The 17,883-nt window shown below is 71.1% G+C and carries 13 protein-coding genes; 8 read left to right on the plus strand and 5 right to left on the minus strand.

Annotated elements, in window-relative coordinates:
- The first annotated feature begins 93 nt into the window (after positions 1-93).
- Both IEY86_RS25415 and pssA read left to right on the plus strand, forming a co-directional pair.
- Positions 94-786, plus strand: coding sequence for a phosphatidylserine decarboxylase (locus tag IEY86_RS25415; RefSeq protein ID WP_229698743.1), 693 nt, complete (start codon positions 94-96; stop codon positions 784-786).
- A complete protein-coding gene (gene pssA / locus IEY86_RS25420; protein WP_189134162.1) occupies positions 773-1,621 on the plus strand; it encodes a CDP-diacylglycerol--serine O-phosphatidyltransferase in 849 nt (282 codons plus the stop codon). The genes IEY86_RS25415 and pssA overlap by 14 nt, the downstream gene beginning before the upstream one ends.
- Before the next feature lie 122 nt (positions 1,622-1,743).
- Here pssA and IEY86_RS25425 read toward each other — a convergent pair whose 3' ends face one another.
- Positions 1,744-2,907, minus strand: coding sequence for a glycerate kinase (locus IEY86_RS25425; protein ID WP_189134163.1), 1,164 nt, complete (start codon positions 2,905-2,907; stop codon positions 1,744-1,746).
- Positions 2,908-3,087: 180 nt separating this feature from the next.
- Here IEY86_RS25425 and IEY86_RS25430 point away from each other — a divergent pair, with 180 nt between their 5' ends.
- The 5 genes from IEY86_RS25430 (at position 3,088) to IEY86_RS25450 (ending at position 10,925) form a co-directional block, all read left to right on the plus strand.
- On the plus strand, positions 3,088-3,684 hold the full coding sequence (locus IEY86_RS25430) for a toll/interleukin-1 receptor domain-containing protein (protein WP_189134164.1): 597 nt from the start codon (positions 3,088-3,090) through the stop codon (positions 3,682-3,684).
- A gap of 302 nt (positions 3,685-3,986) precedes the next feature.
- Positions 3,987-5,414, plus strand: a complete 1,428-nt coding sequence (locus IEY86_RS25435; protein ID WP_308425174.1) for a toll/interleukin-1 receptor domain-containing protein — start codon at positions 3,987-3,989, stop codon at positions 5,412-5,414.
- Positions 5,411-7,210, plus strand: a complete 1,800-nt coding sequence (locus IEY86_RS25440) for an SPFH domain-containing protein (RefSeq protein WP_189134166.1) — start codon at positions 5,411-5,413, stop codon at positions 7,208-7,210. Before IEY86_RS25435 ends, IEY86_RS25440 begins: the two co-directional genes overlap by 4 nt.
- Before the next feature lie 102 nt (positions 7,211-7,312).
- Complete coding sequence (locus IEY86_RS25445) at positions 7,313-8,380, plus strand: ADP-ribosylglycohydrolase family protein (RefSeq protein ID WP_189134167.1); 1,068 nt, start codon at positions 7,313-7,315, stop codon at positions 8,378-8,380.
- A 412-nt stretch (positions 8,381-8,792) separates the two neighbouring features.
- On the plus strand, positions 8,793-10,925 hold the full coding sequence (locus IEY86_RS25450; RefSeq protein WP_189134168.1) for an ATP-binding protein: 2,133 nt from the start codon (positions 8,793-8,795) through the stop codon (positions 10,923-10,925).
- Positions 10,926-10,947: 22 nt separating this feature from the next.
- Here the strand turns inward: IEY86_RS25450 and IEY86_RS25455 are convergent, their stop codons facing one another.
- Both IEY86_RS25455 and IEY86_RS25460 read right to left on the minus strand, forming a co-directional pair.
- Complete coding sequence (locus IEY86_RS25455; RefSeq protein ID WP_189134169.1) at positions 10,948-11,508, minus strand: hypothetical protein; 561 nt, start codon at positions 11,506-11,508, stop codon at positions 10,948-10,950.
- Positions 11,508-12,758 carry a hypothetical protein gene (locus tag IEY86_RS25460; protein WP_189134170.1) on the minus strand — a complete coding sequence of 417 codons (1,251 nt, stop codon included), beginning with the start codon at positions 12,756-12,758 and terminating at the stop codon, positions 11,508-11,510. Before IEY86_RS25460 ends, IEY86_RS25455 begins: the two co-directional genes overlap by 1 nt.
- Before the next feature lie 367 nt (positions 12,759-13,125).
- Here IEY86_RS25460 and IEY86_RS25465 point away from each other — a divergent pair, with 367 nt between their 5' ends.
- Positions 13,126-16,281 carry an AfsR/SARP family transcriptional regulator gene (locus IEY86_RS25465; protein WP_189134171.1) on the plus strand — a complete coding sequence of 1,052 codons (3,156 nt, stop codon included), beginning with the start codon at positions 13,126-13,128 and terminating at the stop codon, positions 16,279-16,281.
- Here the strand turns inward: IEY86_RS25465 and IEY86_RS25470 are convergent.
- Entirely contained in the window at positions 16,278-17,729 is a 1,452-nt protein-coding gene (locus IEY86_RS25470; protein WP_189134172.1) for a phytoene desaturase family protein, read from the minus strand. The genes IEY86_RS25465 and IEY86_RS25470 overlap by 4 nt on opposite strands.
- A complete protein-coding gene (locus tag IEY86_RS25475) occupies positions 17,713-17,883 on the minus strand; it encodes a hypothetical protein (RefSeq protein WP_189134173.1) in 171 nt (56 codons plus the stop codon). Before IEY86_RS25475 ends, IEY86_RS25470 begins: the two co-directional genes overlap by 17 nt.

The following is a 17,883-nucleotide window of genomic DNA, read 5'->3' on the forward strand; positions in this document are numbered from 1 at the left end:
TCTGGCTTGCCCAGTTGGCACCCGCAGCCGATACCATCGTTGAAAGCCGCCGTCCCCCATCTCTCGCGGCACCCTCCGCTACGAAGGTCTTCCATGCCCCACAGCCAGTCCTCTGCACCACTCTCAGTGCCTGAGGTCGCGGCCTCGGCGCCTTACGCTCCGCGACGTGGTCGTGTCTCCCTTGCCCGTGGTTCGTCGCCGTGGCTGCTCCCCACGGTCGCCGCCGCCGCGGTCTGTCTGGTTCGCTCCCGCCGCTCCGGGCGCTGGGCAGCGGCCGCGGTACCGGCCACGGCACTCGCCGGCGCGATGCTGTGGTTCTTCCGCGACCCGGAGCGCGAGATCGCTCCGGGCCGGGTGATCTCCCCGGCCGACGGCGTGGTGCAGAGCATCATGCCGTGGAAGGACGGGCGCACCCGGGTGGCCATCTTCATGAGTCCCCTGAATGTGCACGTCAACCGCGCTCCGATGGCGGGCACGGTGGCCTCGGTCGAGCATGTGCCCGGTGGCTTCGTTCCCGCCTTCAACAAGGAGAGCGAGAACAACGAGCGGGTCGTCTGGCACTTCGACACCGAGCTCGGAGACATCGAGATGGTGCAGATCGCCGGCGCGGTGGCGCGGCGTATCGTGCCCTACATCGAGCAGGGCACCAAGGTGGAGCAGGGCGAGCGCATCGGCCTGATCCGCTTCGGTTCGCGAGTCGACGTCTACCTGCCCGAGGGCGTCGAGCCCGCGGTCGAGGTCGGGCAGACCACACAGGCTGGGGTGACTCGCCTTGACCGTGATTGATCCCGAAACTCAGGCCGCCTGGGTCCCCGACGCGGTCGACGAGCCGGACGAGATGCCGCTGTCGACGCGGCTGTCGATAGCTGACGCGCTGACCCTGGGCAACGCGGCCTGCGGCTTCCTTGCGGTCTACTTCACGACCACCGGGGTGCTGGTCCCGCACCTGATGGGCCAGACGGACGGCGGCATGGCCCGGCACAGCGCCGCCACCGCCGTGATCCTGATGCTGCTCGCGTCGGTCTTCGACCTGTTCGACGGCCTGGTCGCGCGCAAGCTGCGCAGCTCGGCCATGGGCGCGGAGCTGGACAACCTCTCCGACCTGATCAGCTTCGGCCTGGCGCCCGCGTACTTCGTGGTGGTCTGGGGGATGGTCGCCGACGACGCGCACCAGCGGGTCTCGGCGGTGACGGCGATCGTGGTCCTGCTGGCCGTGGTGCTCAGACTCGCGAGATTCTCGTGCACCACGCTGCCCGGAGGGGTCTTCCAGGGGATGCCGAGCCCGTTCGGCGCCCTCACGGTGATCTCGGTGGTCCTGCTGGACCTTCCGTTCATCCCGACGGTGCTGGCCATCGTGGGCATCGCCTGGCTGATGGTGAGCCGGGTGGAGTACCCCAAGCCGCGCGGTCGCCTCGCCGTGGCCACCCTGTGCTGGATCTTCCTCAGCATGGGCTGCCTGGCGGCCTGGACGGTGGACGCGCCGGGCGGTGAGCGCCTGCTCCAGACCGGCGCCTCCCTCCAGCTGGTGCTGGCCGCGGTGATCCCGGCCTTCGCCACCGCGCGCCGGATCAACACGGTGCGCGACAACCGGCGCGAGGCCAGGGCGACGCAGCTGCCGTAGCGGTTGTCCGAATCCTTCGACGGATGTGATGAGGCCCGAGCCGGCAGGCTCGGGCCTCATCGCCGGGTGGGGGCGCTGTTCAGGCGGATGCGAGCGGGTGGGCGGGAGCGGGCGGGGTGTGACTACCGTCGGCCCGGTGGCAGGAAGTCGTGGGCGATCGACTCACCGACCCGTTCCAGCAGGGGGCCCGCCTGCGCCATCGAGACCGCGGGGTCGGGTTCGAGCCGCGAGAGCGCGTAGGCGCGGCGGATCCCGACGGCACCGAGCTCCCCGGGCCCCAGGGCCAGCCGTCCGCACACCGCGATGACCTCCACGCCCTTGGCCCGCGCCGCCCGGGCCACACCCACCGGCGCCTTGCCGTGGAGGGTCTGGGCGTCCAGGGAGCCCTCGCCGGTGATCACGAGGTCCGCGCGCTCCAGCGCGTCGGCGAAGCCCAGCACCTCGAGCAGGACCTCGATCCCGGGCCGGAACGACGCCCCGAGTCCGACCAGCGCTCCGTAGCCGAGCCCACCGGCCCCACCGGCACCGGGAATCTCGGCGGCCTCCGCCGCCGCGGGGCCGAGGGTGCGCGCGAGCACATCCACGTAATGCGTGAGCGCCGCGTCCAGCTCGGCCACGTCCTGCTCGCAGGCTCCCTTCTGCGGCCCGTAGACGGCCGGGGCGCCCTTGGGGCCGAGCAGTGGATTGTCGACGTCGCCGGCGAGCACGATCTCGGTCTCGGCCAGCCGCGGGTCGAGGCCGGACAGATCCGCCGAGGCAAGGGTGCGCAGCGGGCCGCCCCCCGCCGCCACGGGGGCGCCCTCGGCATCGAGGAACCGCGCTCCGAGCGCCGAGAGCATCCCCGCTCCGCCGTCGGTGGTCGCGCTGCCGCCGACCCCGAAGACGATGGTGCGCGCGCCCGCGTCCAGGGCGGCCCCGATCAGCTCCCCCGAGCCATGCGTGGTGGCGGTCAGCGCGGCGAAGACGCCGTCGGGCAGCAGGCGCAGCCCCGAGGCCTCGGCCATCTCCACCACGGCGGTCGTCCCCCGCAGCGCGAAGGCGGCCGTGACCGGTTCCCCGAGCGGCCCGGTGACCTCGAGCTCTCTGCGCTCGAACCCGGCCGCGACCGCGGCGTCGACCGTGCCGTCACCGCCGTCGGCCACGGGAAGCGCCTCGACCCCGACTCCGGGAACGGCGCGGCGCAGACCGGTTGTGACGTGCTGCGCCACCTCGACCGCCGTGAGCGACCCCTTGAACTTGTCCGCAGCGATCAAAATGCGCCGGATTTCCGTCACATCGCCCTCCATTTCCTTGCCGTTCCTTGCCGTTCCTTGCCGTTCCTTGCCGTTCCTTGCCGTCGCGCCGCTCGGAGCGTATCGGCCCCACCGGCGGTTGCCATGGCGGTCCCGCGGGTCGGAACCGGGTCGCCGGGTGCGGTCCATCGGACAGCCCGCGCCGCCGCGGGTCGTTGCCCTAGCCTGAACCGCATGGAGTGGGCGAACCTGGTGACCGCGGTCGCCAGCGCGGCCGCCGCGGTCGCGACGACGTACTTCGGCTATCTCACCGTCCGGCACCTGGTCCCCTTCCGCATGCCGTTCCGGCGCCGGACACCGGCGCCCGGGCCCGCCCCCGAGCCCGGACCGGATCCCGCCGCGGCCCCCGACGGGTCGTACGACGCCTTCATCTCCCATGCCCGGGAGGACACCGAGCAGGCCGAGCGGCTGGCCACGGACCTGCGGGAGCGGGGATTGCGGGTCTTCCTCGCCGGCTGCGTCGGCCTCGGCCTGGTCCGCTCCCTGGAGCAGGAGCGGGCGCTGCTCGGATCGGCCAACGGCGTCCTCGTCTTCAGCCGCGCCACGATGGCCGATCCGGCGGTCCAGGACGAGTACGCGGCCCTGCTCGACCGTGTGCACTCCGGGGGCCGAAGGCTCGTCCCGGTGCGGATCGACGACGCCGCGCTGCCCCCGCTGGCCGGGATCAGGGTGCCGTTGAAGCTCGCGGCCCCCGGCACGGACGAGTACGACGAGCAGATGGCCAGACTGGTGCTGGCCCTGTGCCCGCCCCGGCCCCCATCGGGGGCATGACCGGCTGAGCGCGGACGCGACCTTCGCGGGCAGCGGCTTGGCAGACCCGGCCCGGGACAGACCGGCCCAGGCCGGACCCGGTCCAGGACGGACCCGGCTCAGGACGGACCCGGCCCAGCAGGTGCGCCTTCGGCGGATGCGGCATCCCGCAGGCGGATGAGTGGCCGTCGCGGGAATTCATGAGCGGGAATGCGGTATTTCGGGAAAACGGTGCTGAGCCCGACCTTCCACTCCTACTGTTGATTACCAGAAGTCGCTGCCCTACGACTCGCCGCACATAGAAGGGCGAGCGCTTGATCGACGTGTTCATCTCCTACGCCCGCGAGGACGCCGACTGGGCCAGAACCCTGGCCGACCGGCTCTGCGACCACGGGCTGAAGCCCTTCTTCGACGAGTGGAGCCTCCTGCCCGGGGACGTCGTGGTGCACCAACTCGACCAGGCCATCCGCCGGTCCACCAGCGGAATCGCGGTGGTCAGCCGGGCGTCGGCGCGCTCGCCGCGGGCGCTGGACGAGTACGCGGCGCTGGTCGAGGCCTCGGCCGAGCGTGAACTGCGCTTCATCCCGGTACTGCTGGGCGATGTGGACCTGCCGCCGTTCGCGGCCAACCGGGTCTGGCGAGACTTCCGCAGCGTCGGCGGGCGGGACTGGGAGGACAAGGTCGGCGAACTCGCCGCCGCCATCCTGACCCCCGTGAGCGCTCCTCCCCGCGCCCCCGGAAAGGCGGTCGCGGAGGAGAACCTGAAGGCCGCGCTCCCGTCACCGGCGCGCCCGGTCACCGAGCCGGACCAGCACACGATCGTGGTCTGCTACGCCGCCGCCGACGCCGAGTACGGCGGGCAGCTCGCCGACCAGCTCAGGAGGGCCGGGTTACCGGTCTGGTCGGTCGGCGACCTGCTGCCCGGAGACGCCCAGTTCTGGAAGATCCGGCAGCAACTCACGTACGCGGTCGCCGTGGTGGTGCTGATGTCCCCGCAGTCGCAGGACTCCGACGACATCACCCGGATGATCCTCGAAGGCATGCTGCGGGGACGCCCGTTCTTCCCGATCCTCCTGCACGGCGATCGCAACTACCATCTGGCCAACACCTGGTACGTCGACGCTCGTGACGGCCGACTGCTCGGTGACGGCGAAGTCGGCATGCTGCGGCGGCTCCACGAGGCGGAGGCCGACGGCCGCCCGCTCGAAGCCGCCGCGGTCCTGCCCGCACCACTCGAGCGCCCCCCGGTCCCCGCGGTCCGTGTACCGGTCGCCACCTCGCTGGACCGGCTGGACGGCTACCTCGGCGAGGGGCGCTACGAGCACGCCGACCTCCAGACCACCGCGATCCTTCTGGAGGCCTCGGACCGGCTGGACGAAGGGTGGATGCGAGCGCCCCACGCCGCCCGGCTGCCGGGCCGACTGCTGGCCGGGATCGACGCCGTCTGGTCCCGGCACACACACCAGCGGCAGGGATTCCTCGCACAGCGGAGCCTTGCCCAGGTGCACGACAGGCGGCACTCCCGCTTCCTTCCGCTGTCCATGGCCCTCGGATGGCGGAACTCGGCGGAAGACCTCATGCCCAGGCTCTACCACGACTTCGCGGATCGGGCCGGGCCCGGAAAGCGCGCGGGGTTCTTCCCCACGCTGCGCAACCCGCAGAACGAACGGTTCCTGGACTGGTACGACCAGTGGACCGCGACCGTGCTGGCCGTTCATGTGCGGCTCGGCGAGTGGGGGGACTCCCAATGATCAGTGTCTTGTTCGTCATCCTTCTGCTGGGATCCGCCGGCTGCGTCGGCTGGTTCGGACGGGTGGCGGTCCCGACCGACCATGTCGGCATCGTGAGGCGGCGGATCGGACGCTCCGATCCGAATCCCGTGTTCAACAAGATCGCCCCGAACAACACCCGGGGCATACAGGCCCGCACATTGCTCCCGGACCGGTTCACCTGGCTCATGCCCGGGGTCTACACGGTGGAGTTCGTCCCCCGGGTGCACATTCCGGCGGGCAGGATCGGCCTCGTCCGGGCGAAGGAGGGCCGTGGCCGCCCCGCCAACCGCCCGATCGCCACGCATGTGGAGTGCGACAACTTCCAGGACGGGCAGAGGTTTCTGCTCGCGGGCGGGGAACAGGGCCAGCAGGTGGCCACGCTGGCCGGGGACCAGTCCTACCGCATCAACACCAAGCTGTTCAGCGTCGAGATCGTCCCCCGCACCTATGTACCTCCCGGCACCATCGGCCTGGTGGAGGCCAGAGCGGGCAAGGTCCGGCCTCCGGACCAGCCGTTCGGCCGGTTCGTGGAGTGCAACAGCTTCCAGGACGGGCATGCCTTCCTCTCCGGCGGCGGAGAGCAGGGCAAGCAGTTGGCCATCCTCGGCGGCGGGACCCACTACGACATCAACACGGCCCTGTTCCATGTGATCACCGTCGACAATGTCTCGGCGTCCCTGGAGGACCTGACCGCCGACCACCTCAAGGAGATATCCATCCCCGTCGGTGAGACCGGGGTGGTCATCGCCCTCGACGGCGCGGAGCCCGAGCGGACAGGGGCCGGCACGGTCGCCCCCAGGGTGCCCGGCCACCGCAGCTTCCGCCTGCCCTGGGTCTTCCTCGACCAAGGGGGACAGCGGGGTGTGCAGGAAGAGACCCTGGGCGAGGGCACCGTCTACGCGCTCAACCCCTGGCTCGTGCGGGTGATGCTGATCCCCACGCGCCTTCTCATCCTGAAATGGACCAACAAGAGCGACTCGGAGTCGGTGAACTACGACGCGGCGCTGGAGCAGATCGCGGTCAACGTCCAGGGGCACCGGCTGCATGTGGAAATGAGCCAGAACCTCCAGATCCCCAGGGAGGCAGCGCCGAAGCTGGTCAGCCGCTTCGGTGGCACGCAGACGTCGGGCATCGGCGGACTGGTGCACGACCGGCTTCCCGTGCAGCGCTTCGTCCGGGACGTGCTCGGCGCCACGGTCGCCGGATACTTCAGCGGGATCGCCACGGCCAGCACCGTCCGCGAATTCCTGCGCGAGTACGACGACACCCGCACCCTGCTGACCGACAAGGTCCGAGCCGCCCTCGACAGCTGGGGTGTGCAAGCGCTCAGCACCACACTCGGCGACTTCGAGCCGGAGGACCCCTCGCTCTACGCGGCGTTCAAGAACAAGTTCGACTCCGAAATGCACGGTGAGAAGCTCGAGGTGGATCTGACCAACGCCGGCCTCGAGGACCGGATCGACGCGATCCGGGTGGCCGCGGAGAAGCGGCGCACCGGAATGGAGCTCGAGGCGGAGATCAACGCCCTGGGGCGGGACAATGTGGCGATGATCCGGATCGTCCGGGAGTTCTCGAAGATGCAGGTCCCGGACTACATCGGCGGCGGAGACGTCTCCGGCTATGTGCAGGCGCTGCCGATGGGCGCGCTGCGCGACCTGCTCGGTCGGCTGCGGCAGCTGCGCACGGAGCACCAGCTCAGTCCGGACGCGGCGCCGCGGCTGACCAAGGGGGAACCCGAATCGGAGCAGGTCGAGGAGGGGCACCCCATGAGCTGACCGGCGGGGAATCGGTCCGAACGCGTCCTCGGCGGCCCGCCATCCGGGGGTCGGGCGCCGCAAAGCCGGTACCAGGGTCCGCACAGCGGGAAGACCCTTCGCATGGCAGAGAGCCCGCGGGACAGTGCGCTGTTCGACAAGGTACTGGGGGGATGGTCGGGGCGCATCGCCGGGAACATGCTCGGCAAGCCCGTCGAGGAGGGAGAGCACTGGACCCGCGACCACATCCGCCGGTATCTGGAGCGTGCCTCGGCCCTTCCCCTGACCGACTACGTACCCGCGCTCGACCCGCCCGATCCCGCGTTCGAGCTGCGACCGGAGTGGGCCGAGTGCACCCGGGGGCGGATCGACGGAAGCTGCCGCGACGACGACATCGACTACAGCATCCTCGGGCTGCACCTCCTGGAGACCCACGGCTTCGACTTCACCACCGAGCAGGTCGGTGAGATGTGGCTGACCCTGCTGCCCCACCTCCAGACGTTCACCGCGGAACGGGTCGCCTACCGCAACCTCGTCAACGGCCTGCGGCCGACCCTCACGGCCACCGTCGGCAACCCGTACCAGGACTGGATCGGCGCGCTCATCCGCGCGGACATCTTCGGGTGGACTAATCCGGGCGACCCTCGTCGAGCGGCGGCTCTGGCCCGCCGTGACGCGGTGCTGTCCCACACGGGCAACGGTGTCTACGCGGCGATGTGGGCCGCCGCGGTGATCGCGGCGGCATTCGAGGCGAAGTCGCCACGGGCGGCGGTGGAGGCGGGTCTCGGCTTCGTACCACCGGGGTGCGAGCTGGTGCGGACGGTGCGCCGCATGCTCGACCTCCACGCCTCCAACGCCACCTGGGACGAGGCGCTCACCGAACTCGACCGCACGGTGGGCCGGTTGCACTGGATCCACGCCGTGCCCAACGCGGGGATCATCACCGCGGGGTTGCTGTGGGGCGAGGGCGATTTCACCACGACCATCGCCCTGACCGTGCGGGGCGGCCTGGACACCGACTCCAGCGGCGCGACGGCCGGCTCGGTGGCGGGCGTGATGTGCGGGGCGGCGGCGATCCCCCCGCAGTGGACCGACCCCTTGGGCGACCGCGTCCGCAGCGCGGTGTTCGGCTTCGACGGCTCCTCGATCGCCGACCTGGCCCGCAGAACAGCGCTCCTGGCGGAGGGGTAGCGAACGAGGCATGTGACAGCGCCCCCCGGCTTGATGCATACGCCCCCCCTACGCCAGACTCATCCAACAACCGGAGTCGTAGGTTTCAGCTGCGCGTCGGTCGTTGACTGTTGTGTCCGCCTGTCCTCGAAGAGGAGTAAATTGCACAGGTCAGTGGTAGTGGCGGCGTCCTGCCTCATAGTGCTCGGAGGGGCCATTTTTATGTGGCTCATTGAGGCCCAAAACCAGGGCATCCATCCGGTCTGACTCCGGGCACCTTCCCGCCTCCAGCCACCGCCCCCGGGACACCGAGGCGGTGGCTTTATTCAACAACGCCGTCTGGCGGATTCCCCGGCCGTGTGGCCTGAGTTGTTTCCGTGCCTCATCCGGCAAGGATTGAGATGAACAGAGGCTGATCGGAGCGGGGGGACTCATGAGCGGCGCGCACAATGACGTCAGTGGGACGGTCGAGGGGCCCAGTATCCAGGCCGGGGCCGTCTACGGGGGCATTCGCATCGGGGGCGCGGACGCGGACGGCGGCCCGCGGTCACCGTGGCAGCTACCGCCTCGTGTCCGGATGGCGGACCGGGCTGCCGAGTTGGAACTCCTGGAGCGGTTCAGGACACGTGCCATGGAGGAGGACGGGCGCACCCTGGTCGCCGTGTCGGGGCTGGGCGGCGTGGGGAAGACGGTCCTGTCGCTGGCGTGGCTGCACCGCCTCCGCCCGCACTTCCCCGACGGTCAGTTGTACGCGGACCTCGGGGCGGAGTCAACGGGTGGGCCGGTGGGACCGGCGGAGGTGCTCGGCCGATTCCTCAGAGGACTCGGCGTCACACCGGAGCGGATCCCGCAAGCCGTGGACGAGCGCCTTGCCCTCTACCGCTCGCTCACGGCGCAGCGCAGGCTCGTCGTACTCCTCGACGACGCCCTCACCGCCGCTCAAGTGAGACCCTTGCTGCCGAGCGGGCGCAGTGTGACCGCTGTGACGAGCCGATGGCGCCTTCCCGGCCTGTCGGTGGACGGCTGCTGTCCCGTGCACCTCGAACCGCTGGACACCGAGGCCGCCGTGGAGTTGCTGGCCTCGACGCTGGATGACGACAGGGTGGACAACGAACCCGACCAGGCCCGCACTCTGGTCGATCTGTGTGCCCGGCTGCCGCTCGCCGTGCGTGTGGCCGGAGCCCGGCTGGCGGCCCGGCCGAGGCGCCCGCTCACGACCATGGTGCGTGCCCTGACCGAGGAGCGCGGTCGGCTGGCCGCGCTGGCCATCGAGGGGGATCACAACGTGCGGGCGACACTCGACCTTTCGTATCAGGAGTTACCGGAGGCGGCGCGCAGGCTGTACCGGCTGCTCGGGCTGTACCCGGGCCCCACCTTCGGCAGTGGCGTGGCCGCCGCCGTGCTGGGCGGATCCGCGCAGACGCAGGGGGACGCCTCAACTGTTCTCGACCTGCTCCTCGACGCCAATCTGATCTCCGACGTCGGAGGCGAGCGCTTCCGCTTCCACGAATTGGTGCGCCTGCACGCGGCCGCTCGGGCGGAGGAGGACGAGACGGCCGAGGTCCGCGAGGCCGCCGTCCGCCGTGTCTTCGACCATCTCCTGGCCTCCGCCACCAACGCCGAGGCGGCGATCGACCCGCATCACCGGTCGTTGCCGCGCACCCTGGGCCCCGAGCCGGTGGAGGCCGAGGAGTTCGGCGAGGACGGCGTGGGCGCGCTGGAGTGGCTCGAGGAGGAACTGGCCAACTTGATGGCGGTAGTGCGCCGGGCCCGCCACTTGGGACTTCCGACGGTCACTTGGCAGCTCGTCGACGCGATGTGGCCGCTGTTCACCCGGCACAAGCACTACGACTTCTGGCGGACCGCGCACGAGGAGGGCCTGGCCGCCGCGCGCGAGTGCGACGACCTCGCGGCGCAGTGCCGGATGCTCACCTCGGGCGGGCTGGGGGAGCTCGACATGGCCAGGCACACAAGGGCGTTGGAGATGTTCGAGCAGGCGGCGCTGCTCTTCCGGCAGCAGGGGGACCGGCTCGGCCACGCGCGCACACACAACTACCGGGGTCTGGCCCATCAGGGCCTCGGTCAACTCGACGAGGCGGTAGGAGCCTTCGAGCTGGCGGCCGCCGAATGCCCACGGTGGAACGACCCGAGGGCGGGTGGGCTCGCCCGGCTCAACCTCGCCGATGTAGCGGTTTCGCGGGGCCGGCTGGAAGATGCGGCGGACCACGCCGACACGGCCCGGCGCATCCTCCTGGAGCACGGTGACCCCTACAACGCGGCCAGAGCGGCGACCCTGCTCGGCAGAGCGGACCTCGGCCGCGGCCGGTTGGACTCAGCCGGGGTGCACTTGGAGTCGGCCCTGGCGACGTTCCGCCGGATGACGGCGGGATTCGAGACCGCCAGGGCGCTGGAGGGCCTGGCCGAACTGGCCCAACGGCGTGAGAAGTTGCAGCTCGCGCGTGAGCGCTACAGGGAGGCACTGGAGCTGTACACCGCTCTTGGCGTTCCCGCCGCCGAAGCCGCACGGGAACGCCTGGAACAGCTGCAAGGGCCGCCGACCGGCTGACGCAACCGGGGCCCATCACCGACTATCGCCGGGACGGCGGCAGCAGGTGCGACCGCGCGGCCCGCAGACGCACCCTGCGGACCGCCGCGGTGGCCAGGACGGCCGACGGCACTCCTGCCGCCAGCCAGGCGTGGATCAAGGACGCCCACATGGACCACGCCGGCGTGCCCTCACCGATGTTGACGCTCAGCACCGTGGGCTCACTGCCACCTATGCGCACCAGGCTCCCTGTCCGCGCCCGAACAGCCACCACCAGAGCCCCGGGATGGCGGGCGACCAGTTCCGCCAACCTGGGCCCGGGTTCGCCGGGCACTGTTTGGACCAGCACGTCCGCCACGGCCGCCCACTCGTCCGGCCCGGGCAGCGCCACTCGCAGGTGGTGTTCCCGCACCGGCGCTCCGGTGTCCAGGGGCACCACCGTCGTCTCGACCTCGGCGATGGGCCCGGTGGCGGACTCGGTGAGAAGGGCCAGGGCTCCGGGCCGAGTCGGATCATTCGGCGCCAGCAGCGCCGCCCTCGGCGGCACTCCCCTGCCAGGCCGGGGAGCCCGGACTCTCGGGGAGTCCGCAGTATGCACAGTCATCACGGCACTGGGCTCCCCTGTTCGTTCTCGCTCAGCAGCACGGGCAGGCGCGCCGGTTCGGTGACCGAGGAGACCGCTGGTGCCCGCAGCCGCAGCTTCCGGTACATCAGCGCGCGCATATTGCGGCTGAACCGCCCCGGCTCCGAGGTGAGGCGCGCCGCGACGCGGTCGAGGTCGGCCGGGCGGTATTCCTCGGCGCTCCTGGTGAGCTGCTTCAGCAAGGACCGGCCGGAGTCGACACGCGGCGCGAACGAGGCGAGTTCGGCCATCGGGGACCCCGGATCCACATCGGTCTCCGGATAGGACGCCAGAAGCACGGGCACCCCGGTCGCCGCGCCGTACAGCGTCATCGACCCGTGGTCACCGATGATGTGGTCGGCAGCGACCAGGACCCCGCACCACTGCGACTGCTGGCTGACCAGCGCAAGTCCCGACCTGCGCAGTTCGGCCAGCCAGGCCTGGATCTGCCACTCCCCGTGGGCGTTCCAGGCATTGGGGTGGATCATCATCGCGATCCGGTACCTGTCCCGGGGCAGTTCGGCGACGAGGCGATCGAGCAGCTCCGGTGTCCTGCCCAGCAAGGAGCGCGGTCCCCACGTCGTGGTGACCAGCACCAGTTCTCGCCGCGAGCCCGTGTCCAGTGCGGCCCGGTACAAGGCCCTGAGCGGCCGGCTTGCCAGGATGCGGTCGTAGCAGGCGTCACCGACTACTTCTGCCGCGGGCAGCGCCTCCGGGCAGTGACGGCCGAGGCGGGCCAGGTCCTCGCGGTGGCTGAGGACGATGGTCTCCGGGACAACGGCGCCGTCCCGGATGAGCCACTGGTGACTCAGGCCGTACACGGCACGCTCGGCCACGGTGCGCCCCGGCCTGCCGTCGGTGATGAACTTGTTGTGCCCGACGCCGTGCGGAAGGACCACCACAGGCGCGTGCAGTTCGTGGATGCCTTCGTGGCCTGCCGCGAAGGCCAGGTCGAAGGGTGTCTGGACCGCTTGGCGCCAGGGCATGACCACAGCCCTGAGCTGGTCCAGGAACTCGGGCACTCCATTGCTGAACACATCGGGCACCATGGCGAAGATCACCTGCACCCGCAGATCCCCCTCCAGCAGGCGGACAACGTCCAGCAGGCGCTGCCCTGTGACGACCGAGTGCACCACGACGAGGACCTGGCGGCACCCCGCCCGGGTCGTCCAGCGCTCGGCGTCCAGGCGGACGGGCACCTGGCGCCACTCGGCGTCTGACATGAGACTCATCGAACTCCCCCGGATCTCCTGGCGTCCGAGCCCGGCCGACCGGGCGTGACCGAACCGCCAACCACGATGCCGCGGTTGTCCGCGGCCCCTACCATGGGTCTGCCCCGGGGGCTGTGCGATTGGGTTGCAGAAAACTTGCAAGAGCGGCCGAGGGGGATCCAAGCGCATCGGAGACGATCGAGCAGGACCGCATGCGTTCAAGCGGGATCACGGGGCCCCGGCTCCCGCGAACACGAGTGCTCCCTCTCGCCCCTGTGCGCCCCTGCCGTGCCTGCTCGTTCCATGACACGGTGGCCACGGGACGACGCGCACGTGCAGCACCGCCGCTTCGACCCGGCGGTGAGGAACGACCGGCGAGGGGGCGCTGGTGGAGTTCCGTACTCTCGGACCCTTGGAGTTGTGGGTCCGCGGCCAACAATACCCACTCGGGACACCGAGGGAACGGCACGTTCTGGCTGTCCTGCTCTGCGCGGGCGGGTCACCTGTGGCGGTCGACACGCTCATTGAGCGTGTGTGGGACGACAGACCGCCGCCGAGCGCCGTCGAATCGCTCCGGGGCTATGTCTCCCGGCTGCGGACCCGATTACGCAGCTCGGTGGGCGAGGACCGGGCACGGGTGGACCACGCCGCACGTGCCTATCGGCTCCATGTGGATCCCGACCATGTGGACCTTCAGCGGTTCCGCCGACTGAGCGTGCGGGCCAGGACCCTGTCCAGAAGCGCGGAGAACGAGCGCGCGGTCGAGCTGATGCACGAGGCCGAGGCACTGTGGCGGGACGAGCCGCTGGCGGAGTTCCCCGGACAGTGGGCCACCTCGCTGCGCGGACGGCTCAACGAGGAACTGCGCTCCCTGCGGGAGAACCGGATCCGCCTGGAGCTCGGGCTCGGTCGCCATGCCGACCTCATCGGGGAACTGCAAGAACTGGCGGCCCGCCGCCCCGTCGCCCAATCGGTCGTTGCGGATCTGATGCTGGCGCTCCACCGCTGCGGGCGCGACGCCGACGCCCTCGCCGAGTACCAGCGGGCCAGGCGCCGATTGTCCGACGAGCTCGGCCTCGACCCGAGTCGCGAGCTGTTGACGCTCCATCAGCGAATTCTCCGGCGCGACCCGGCTCTGCGTGTCCCGGAACCGCCGATCGCCGACCGGGCCGGACAGCGCTCCCCGCCTCCCGACACGATGCTGCGCGACATCCGCGGCTTCACCGGACGCCGTGTGGAACTGCGGGTGCTCATGGCCGAGAACGAAACCGACGGCACGGCTCTACCGGTGACCGTGGTGCACGGAATGGCGGGCGTCGGCAAGACGACACTCGCCGTACACGCCGCGCACCTGCTGTCGCAGCGCTACCCCGACGGCCGCTTCTACGTCCATTTGCACGGGCACAGCCAGCAGCCGCCGTGCGAACCGGGCGAGGCACTCGCGACCCTGCTGACCGCCACCGGTGTGCGGGCGGAGGACCTGCCCAGGACCGTGGACGAACGGGCGGCGTCCTGGCGCAAGCGGATGGCACATCTGAGGGTGCTGCTCGTCCTCGACGACGCCAAGGACGCGGCGCAGATCAGACCGCTGCTGCCGGGCGCGCCCACGTGCTCCGTGTTCGTCACCAGCAGGCACCGGCTGGGAGATCTGGAAGGGGCGCGGTCGATCTCACTCGACGTCCCCGGTGCCGCGGAGGCTGCCGCACTGTTCGCGAACATCGCGGGCGCCGCACGCGTGTCCGACCGCGCCGCGGTGCGCGAGGTCGTGGATCTGTGCGGGCGGCACCCGCTGGCGATCCAGCTCATGGCGAACAGTTTCCGTCACCGTGAGTCATGGGAGGTGAGCGACCTCGTCGACCAACTGGCGCAAGCCACCGACCCGCTCGGGGAGATGGACGCTCCGCCGAGCATCTTGGCGACCTTCGATCTGTCGTACACCGAACTCGGCGAGCCAGAGCGCCGCTTGTTCCGCTTCCTCGCCCTGCACCCCGGCCCGGACTTCACGCTGCACGCCGCGGCCGCTCTGGTGGACGCGGACATCGTGCGGGTGCGGCGCGGGCTCGACGAACTGCTCGACTGCCACCTGCTGGACGAGCATGTGCGCCACCGCTACCGATTCCACGACCTCGTACGGGAGTTCGCGGTGCGGGTGGGCAGGCGGGAGGACACCCAGGCCTCGAGGAACGAGGCCGTGCGACGCGTACTGGACTACTACCTCGTGGTGTCCGACCGCGCCGACCGCCTCGCCCACCCCCAGCGCCGTCGCCTCGACGTGGTGCCGCGGCGCCCGCCCCGCTTCGCACCCTCGCTCCAAGGGGACGAGGGCGGGGCCTGGCTGGACATGGAACGCCCCAATCTCATCGCTGCCGCGCGCACCGCCGCCGCCGGATCACCGGAGCACGCCTGCCTGTTCCCCCATGTGCTCGGGCAGTCGTTCATCACCTGGGGCGCCTGGGACGCGGCGGCAGAACTCCACGGCGTGGCGCTGGCGATCCGGCTCGAGGGGTGCGACTCGCGCGCCACGGCCCAGACCTTGGTCGAGCACGCGGCCGCCCTGTTCAACCAGGGATCCCACGAGGAGGCGCTGAGCCACGCCGCACGGGCACGGGACCTGTGGCGGGAGGAAGGCGATGGCTGGGGACAGGGCGAGGCGCTCCTCGTAGAGGGAAGGGCCCATCTGTTCTCGGGGCGCCGGACGGCGGCACTTCGTTGCTTCGCTTTGGCGCTGGCACTGCACCAGGAGGTCGGGAACCGCCATGGGGAGGCCGAGACCCTCAATATGCAGGGCGTCGCCCTGGGCCAGGCGGGCGAGTACGACCGTGCGGCGCAGCGGTTCCAGGCGATGCTCGCGATCCAGCGCGAAACAGCCGACCGCCACGGCCAGGTCAAGGCCCTCAACAACATCGGGGAGATCCACCGCCTCCAGAGGCGCTACGAGGAGGCGCGGGTCTGGTTCGAGCGGTCATTGGCGCTGGTGCGCTCGATCGGCGGGCGTCGTGAGCTGGCGAACCTGTACAGCAACCTCGGCAATGTCTGCCGTGCGGCACATGAGACCGACCGGGCGCTGTCGTACCTCCACAAGGCCCTGGACATCTACCGGGCCAGTCGAGACCCGCGCTGCGAGGCGGATTGCCTGATCGACATGGGCCGTGCGTTCGGGGACGCGGGCCACAGCCGCGAGGCTCTGACGTACTTCGTCGAGGCGGAGGGGGTCGCCGGGCGCATCGGCGACCGTTACGGGCTTCATATGGCCCAGCTCGGCACGGCAGCCGTACAAGGTGCCACGGGGGCGCACGACGCGGCGCGGGAGAAGTACCAGCAGGCGCTGCTTGTCGCTCGGGAGATCGATGTGCCGCTCGGCGAGGCGCAGGCCCTCGACGGCATCGCCAGGACGGCTCTGGCCACCAGTGACCCCGAAGCCGCCCGCGGATGGTGGGAGCGGGCGCTGGCCATCTACGAGCGGCTGGGGGTAACCGAGGCCGAGGCGGTACGGAGCATGCTCGCCCGGCTCCCGGGCCCCTCACCCGAACGGGACGGGCGCTAGACCGACAGCGGCACCTTCCGGCCGAAGGCCTTTCTCAGGGCCGTTCGGGCCGCGTAGTGGCCGCACAGGCCGTGGACGCCCGGGCCCGGGGGGGTTGCCGAGGAGCACAGGAAGATGTCGGGGGCTCCGGTGGTGTAGGGGACCGGGGAGAGGGCGGGGCGCAGCAGGGAGTGCAGGGCGGCCATGCTGCCCACGCCGATGTCGCCGCCGATGTTGTTGGGGTTGTGCGCCTCGATGTCGGCGGGGGTGGTCACATGGCGGGCGAGGACGAGGTCGCGGAAGCCCGGGGCGAAGCGCTCCAGTTGGCGTTCCATGGCGTCCGTGGCGTCGCCGGTCCACCCGAAGGGGACATGGCCGTAGGCGTAGAAGACATGCTTGCCCTCGGGCGCCCGGGTGGGGTCCGCGAGGGTGGGCTGGGCCGTGATGAGGAACGGCGCCTCGGGGCTCAGTCCCCGTGACGCCCTGACCAGCGCGGTGTCGATCTCCTCCAGCGTGCCGCCCACGTGCACCGTTCCCGCCCGGCGGGCTTCGGGCGCGGTCCACGGCACCGGGCCGTCCATGGCGTAGTCGATCTTGAAGACGGCCAGGCCGTGCCGGTAGCCGCCCAGGGCCTTGGCCTTTCGGGCCGGCAGCCGCTCCCCCGCGATCTCCAGCAGGCCCTCGGGCGCGGTGTTGAACAAGTAGGCCCGTGCGGAGGGCAGTTCGGTGAGGGAGCGGATGTGCCTCCCGGTGTGGATCTTTCCACCGAGCGAGCGCAGATGTCCCGCGAGAGCGTCGGAGATCGCCTGCGAGCCGCCGCGGGCGATGGGCCAGCCGACGTCGTGCCCGGCCAGGGCGAACATCAGCCCGACCCCTGACGTCAGCGGTGTGCCGAGCCCGGTGATGGCGTGCGCCGCGAGTCCCGCGAACAGCCCCCTGGCCCGATCGCCCGAGAAGCGCCTCGCCAGCAGGGTGGCGGGCTGCACTCCCAGCACTCCGAGGCGCGCCAGCAGCGCCGGATGGCGGGGCAGCCCCGTCAGGGGCGGGCGCAGGACATCGGCGGCGAGGTCGTCCCACCGGCCGGTGAAGGGGGCCACCAGCCGCCGGTAGGCGCCCGCGTCCTCGGGCCCCATCGACATCGCGGTCTCCCCCACCGAGCGGGCGAGGACCGCGGCCGACCCGTCGGGGAGGGGGTGGGCCAGGGGCACGTCGTGGTGCACCCACTCCAGGCCGTGCTCGGCCAGCGGCATCCGGCGGAAGGCGGGTGAGCCGATACCGGTCGGGTGGACGGCCGAGCAGGGGTCGTGCCGGAAGCCGGGCAGGGTCAGCTCCTCCGTGCGCGCCCCGCCGCCGACCTCCTCGGCCGCCTCGAAGACCTCCACCGACAGGCCCGCCTCCGCGAGGGTGACCGCCGCCGTCAGCCCATTGGGCCCGGCGCCGACCACGACCGCGTCAACCGAGTACGGCACGGCAGTCCTCCCTGGCTTCGGCGGTCAGCAGGTCATGGGTGCGGGTGAACAATCCCAGCAGATGGGCCGGCAGGGTGCCGCCGGGGTGCGCGTCCTCGGCGCCGCGGCGGCGCAGGAGGGCCACGGCGTCGTGATGTCCGTCGTTGACTGCCAC

The sequence above is a fragment of the Wenjunlia tyrosinilytica genome (assembly GCF_014646055.1).
GTDB lineage: Bacteria > Actinomycetota > Actinomycetes > Streptomycetales > Streptomycetaceae > Wenjunlia > Wenjunlia tyrosinilytica.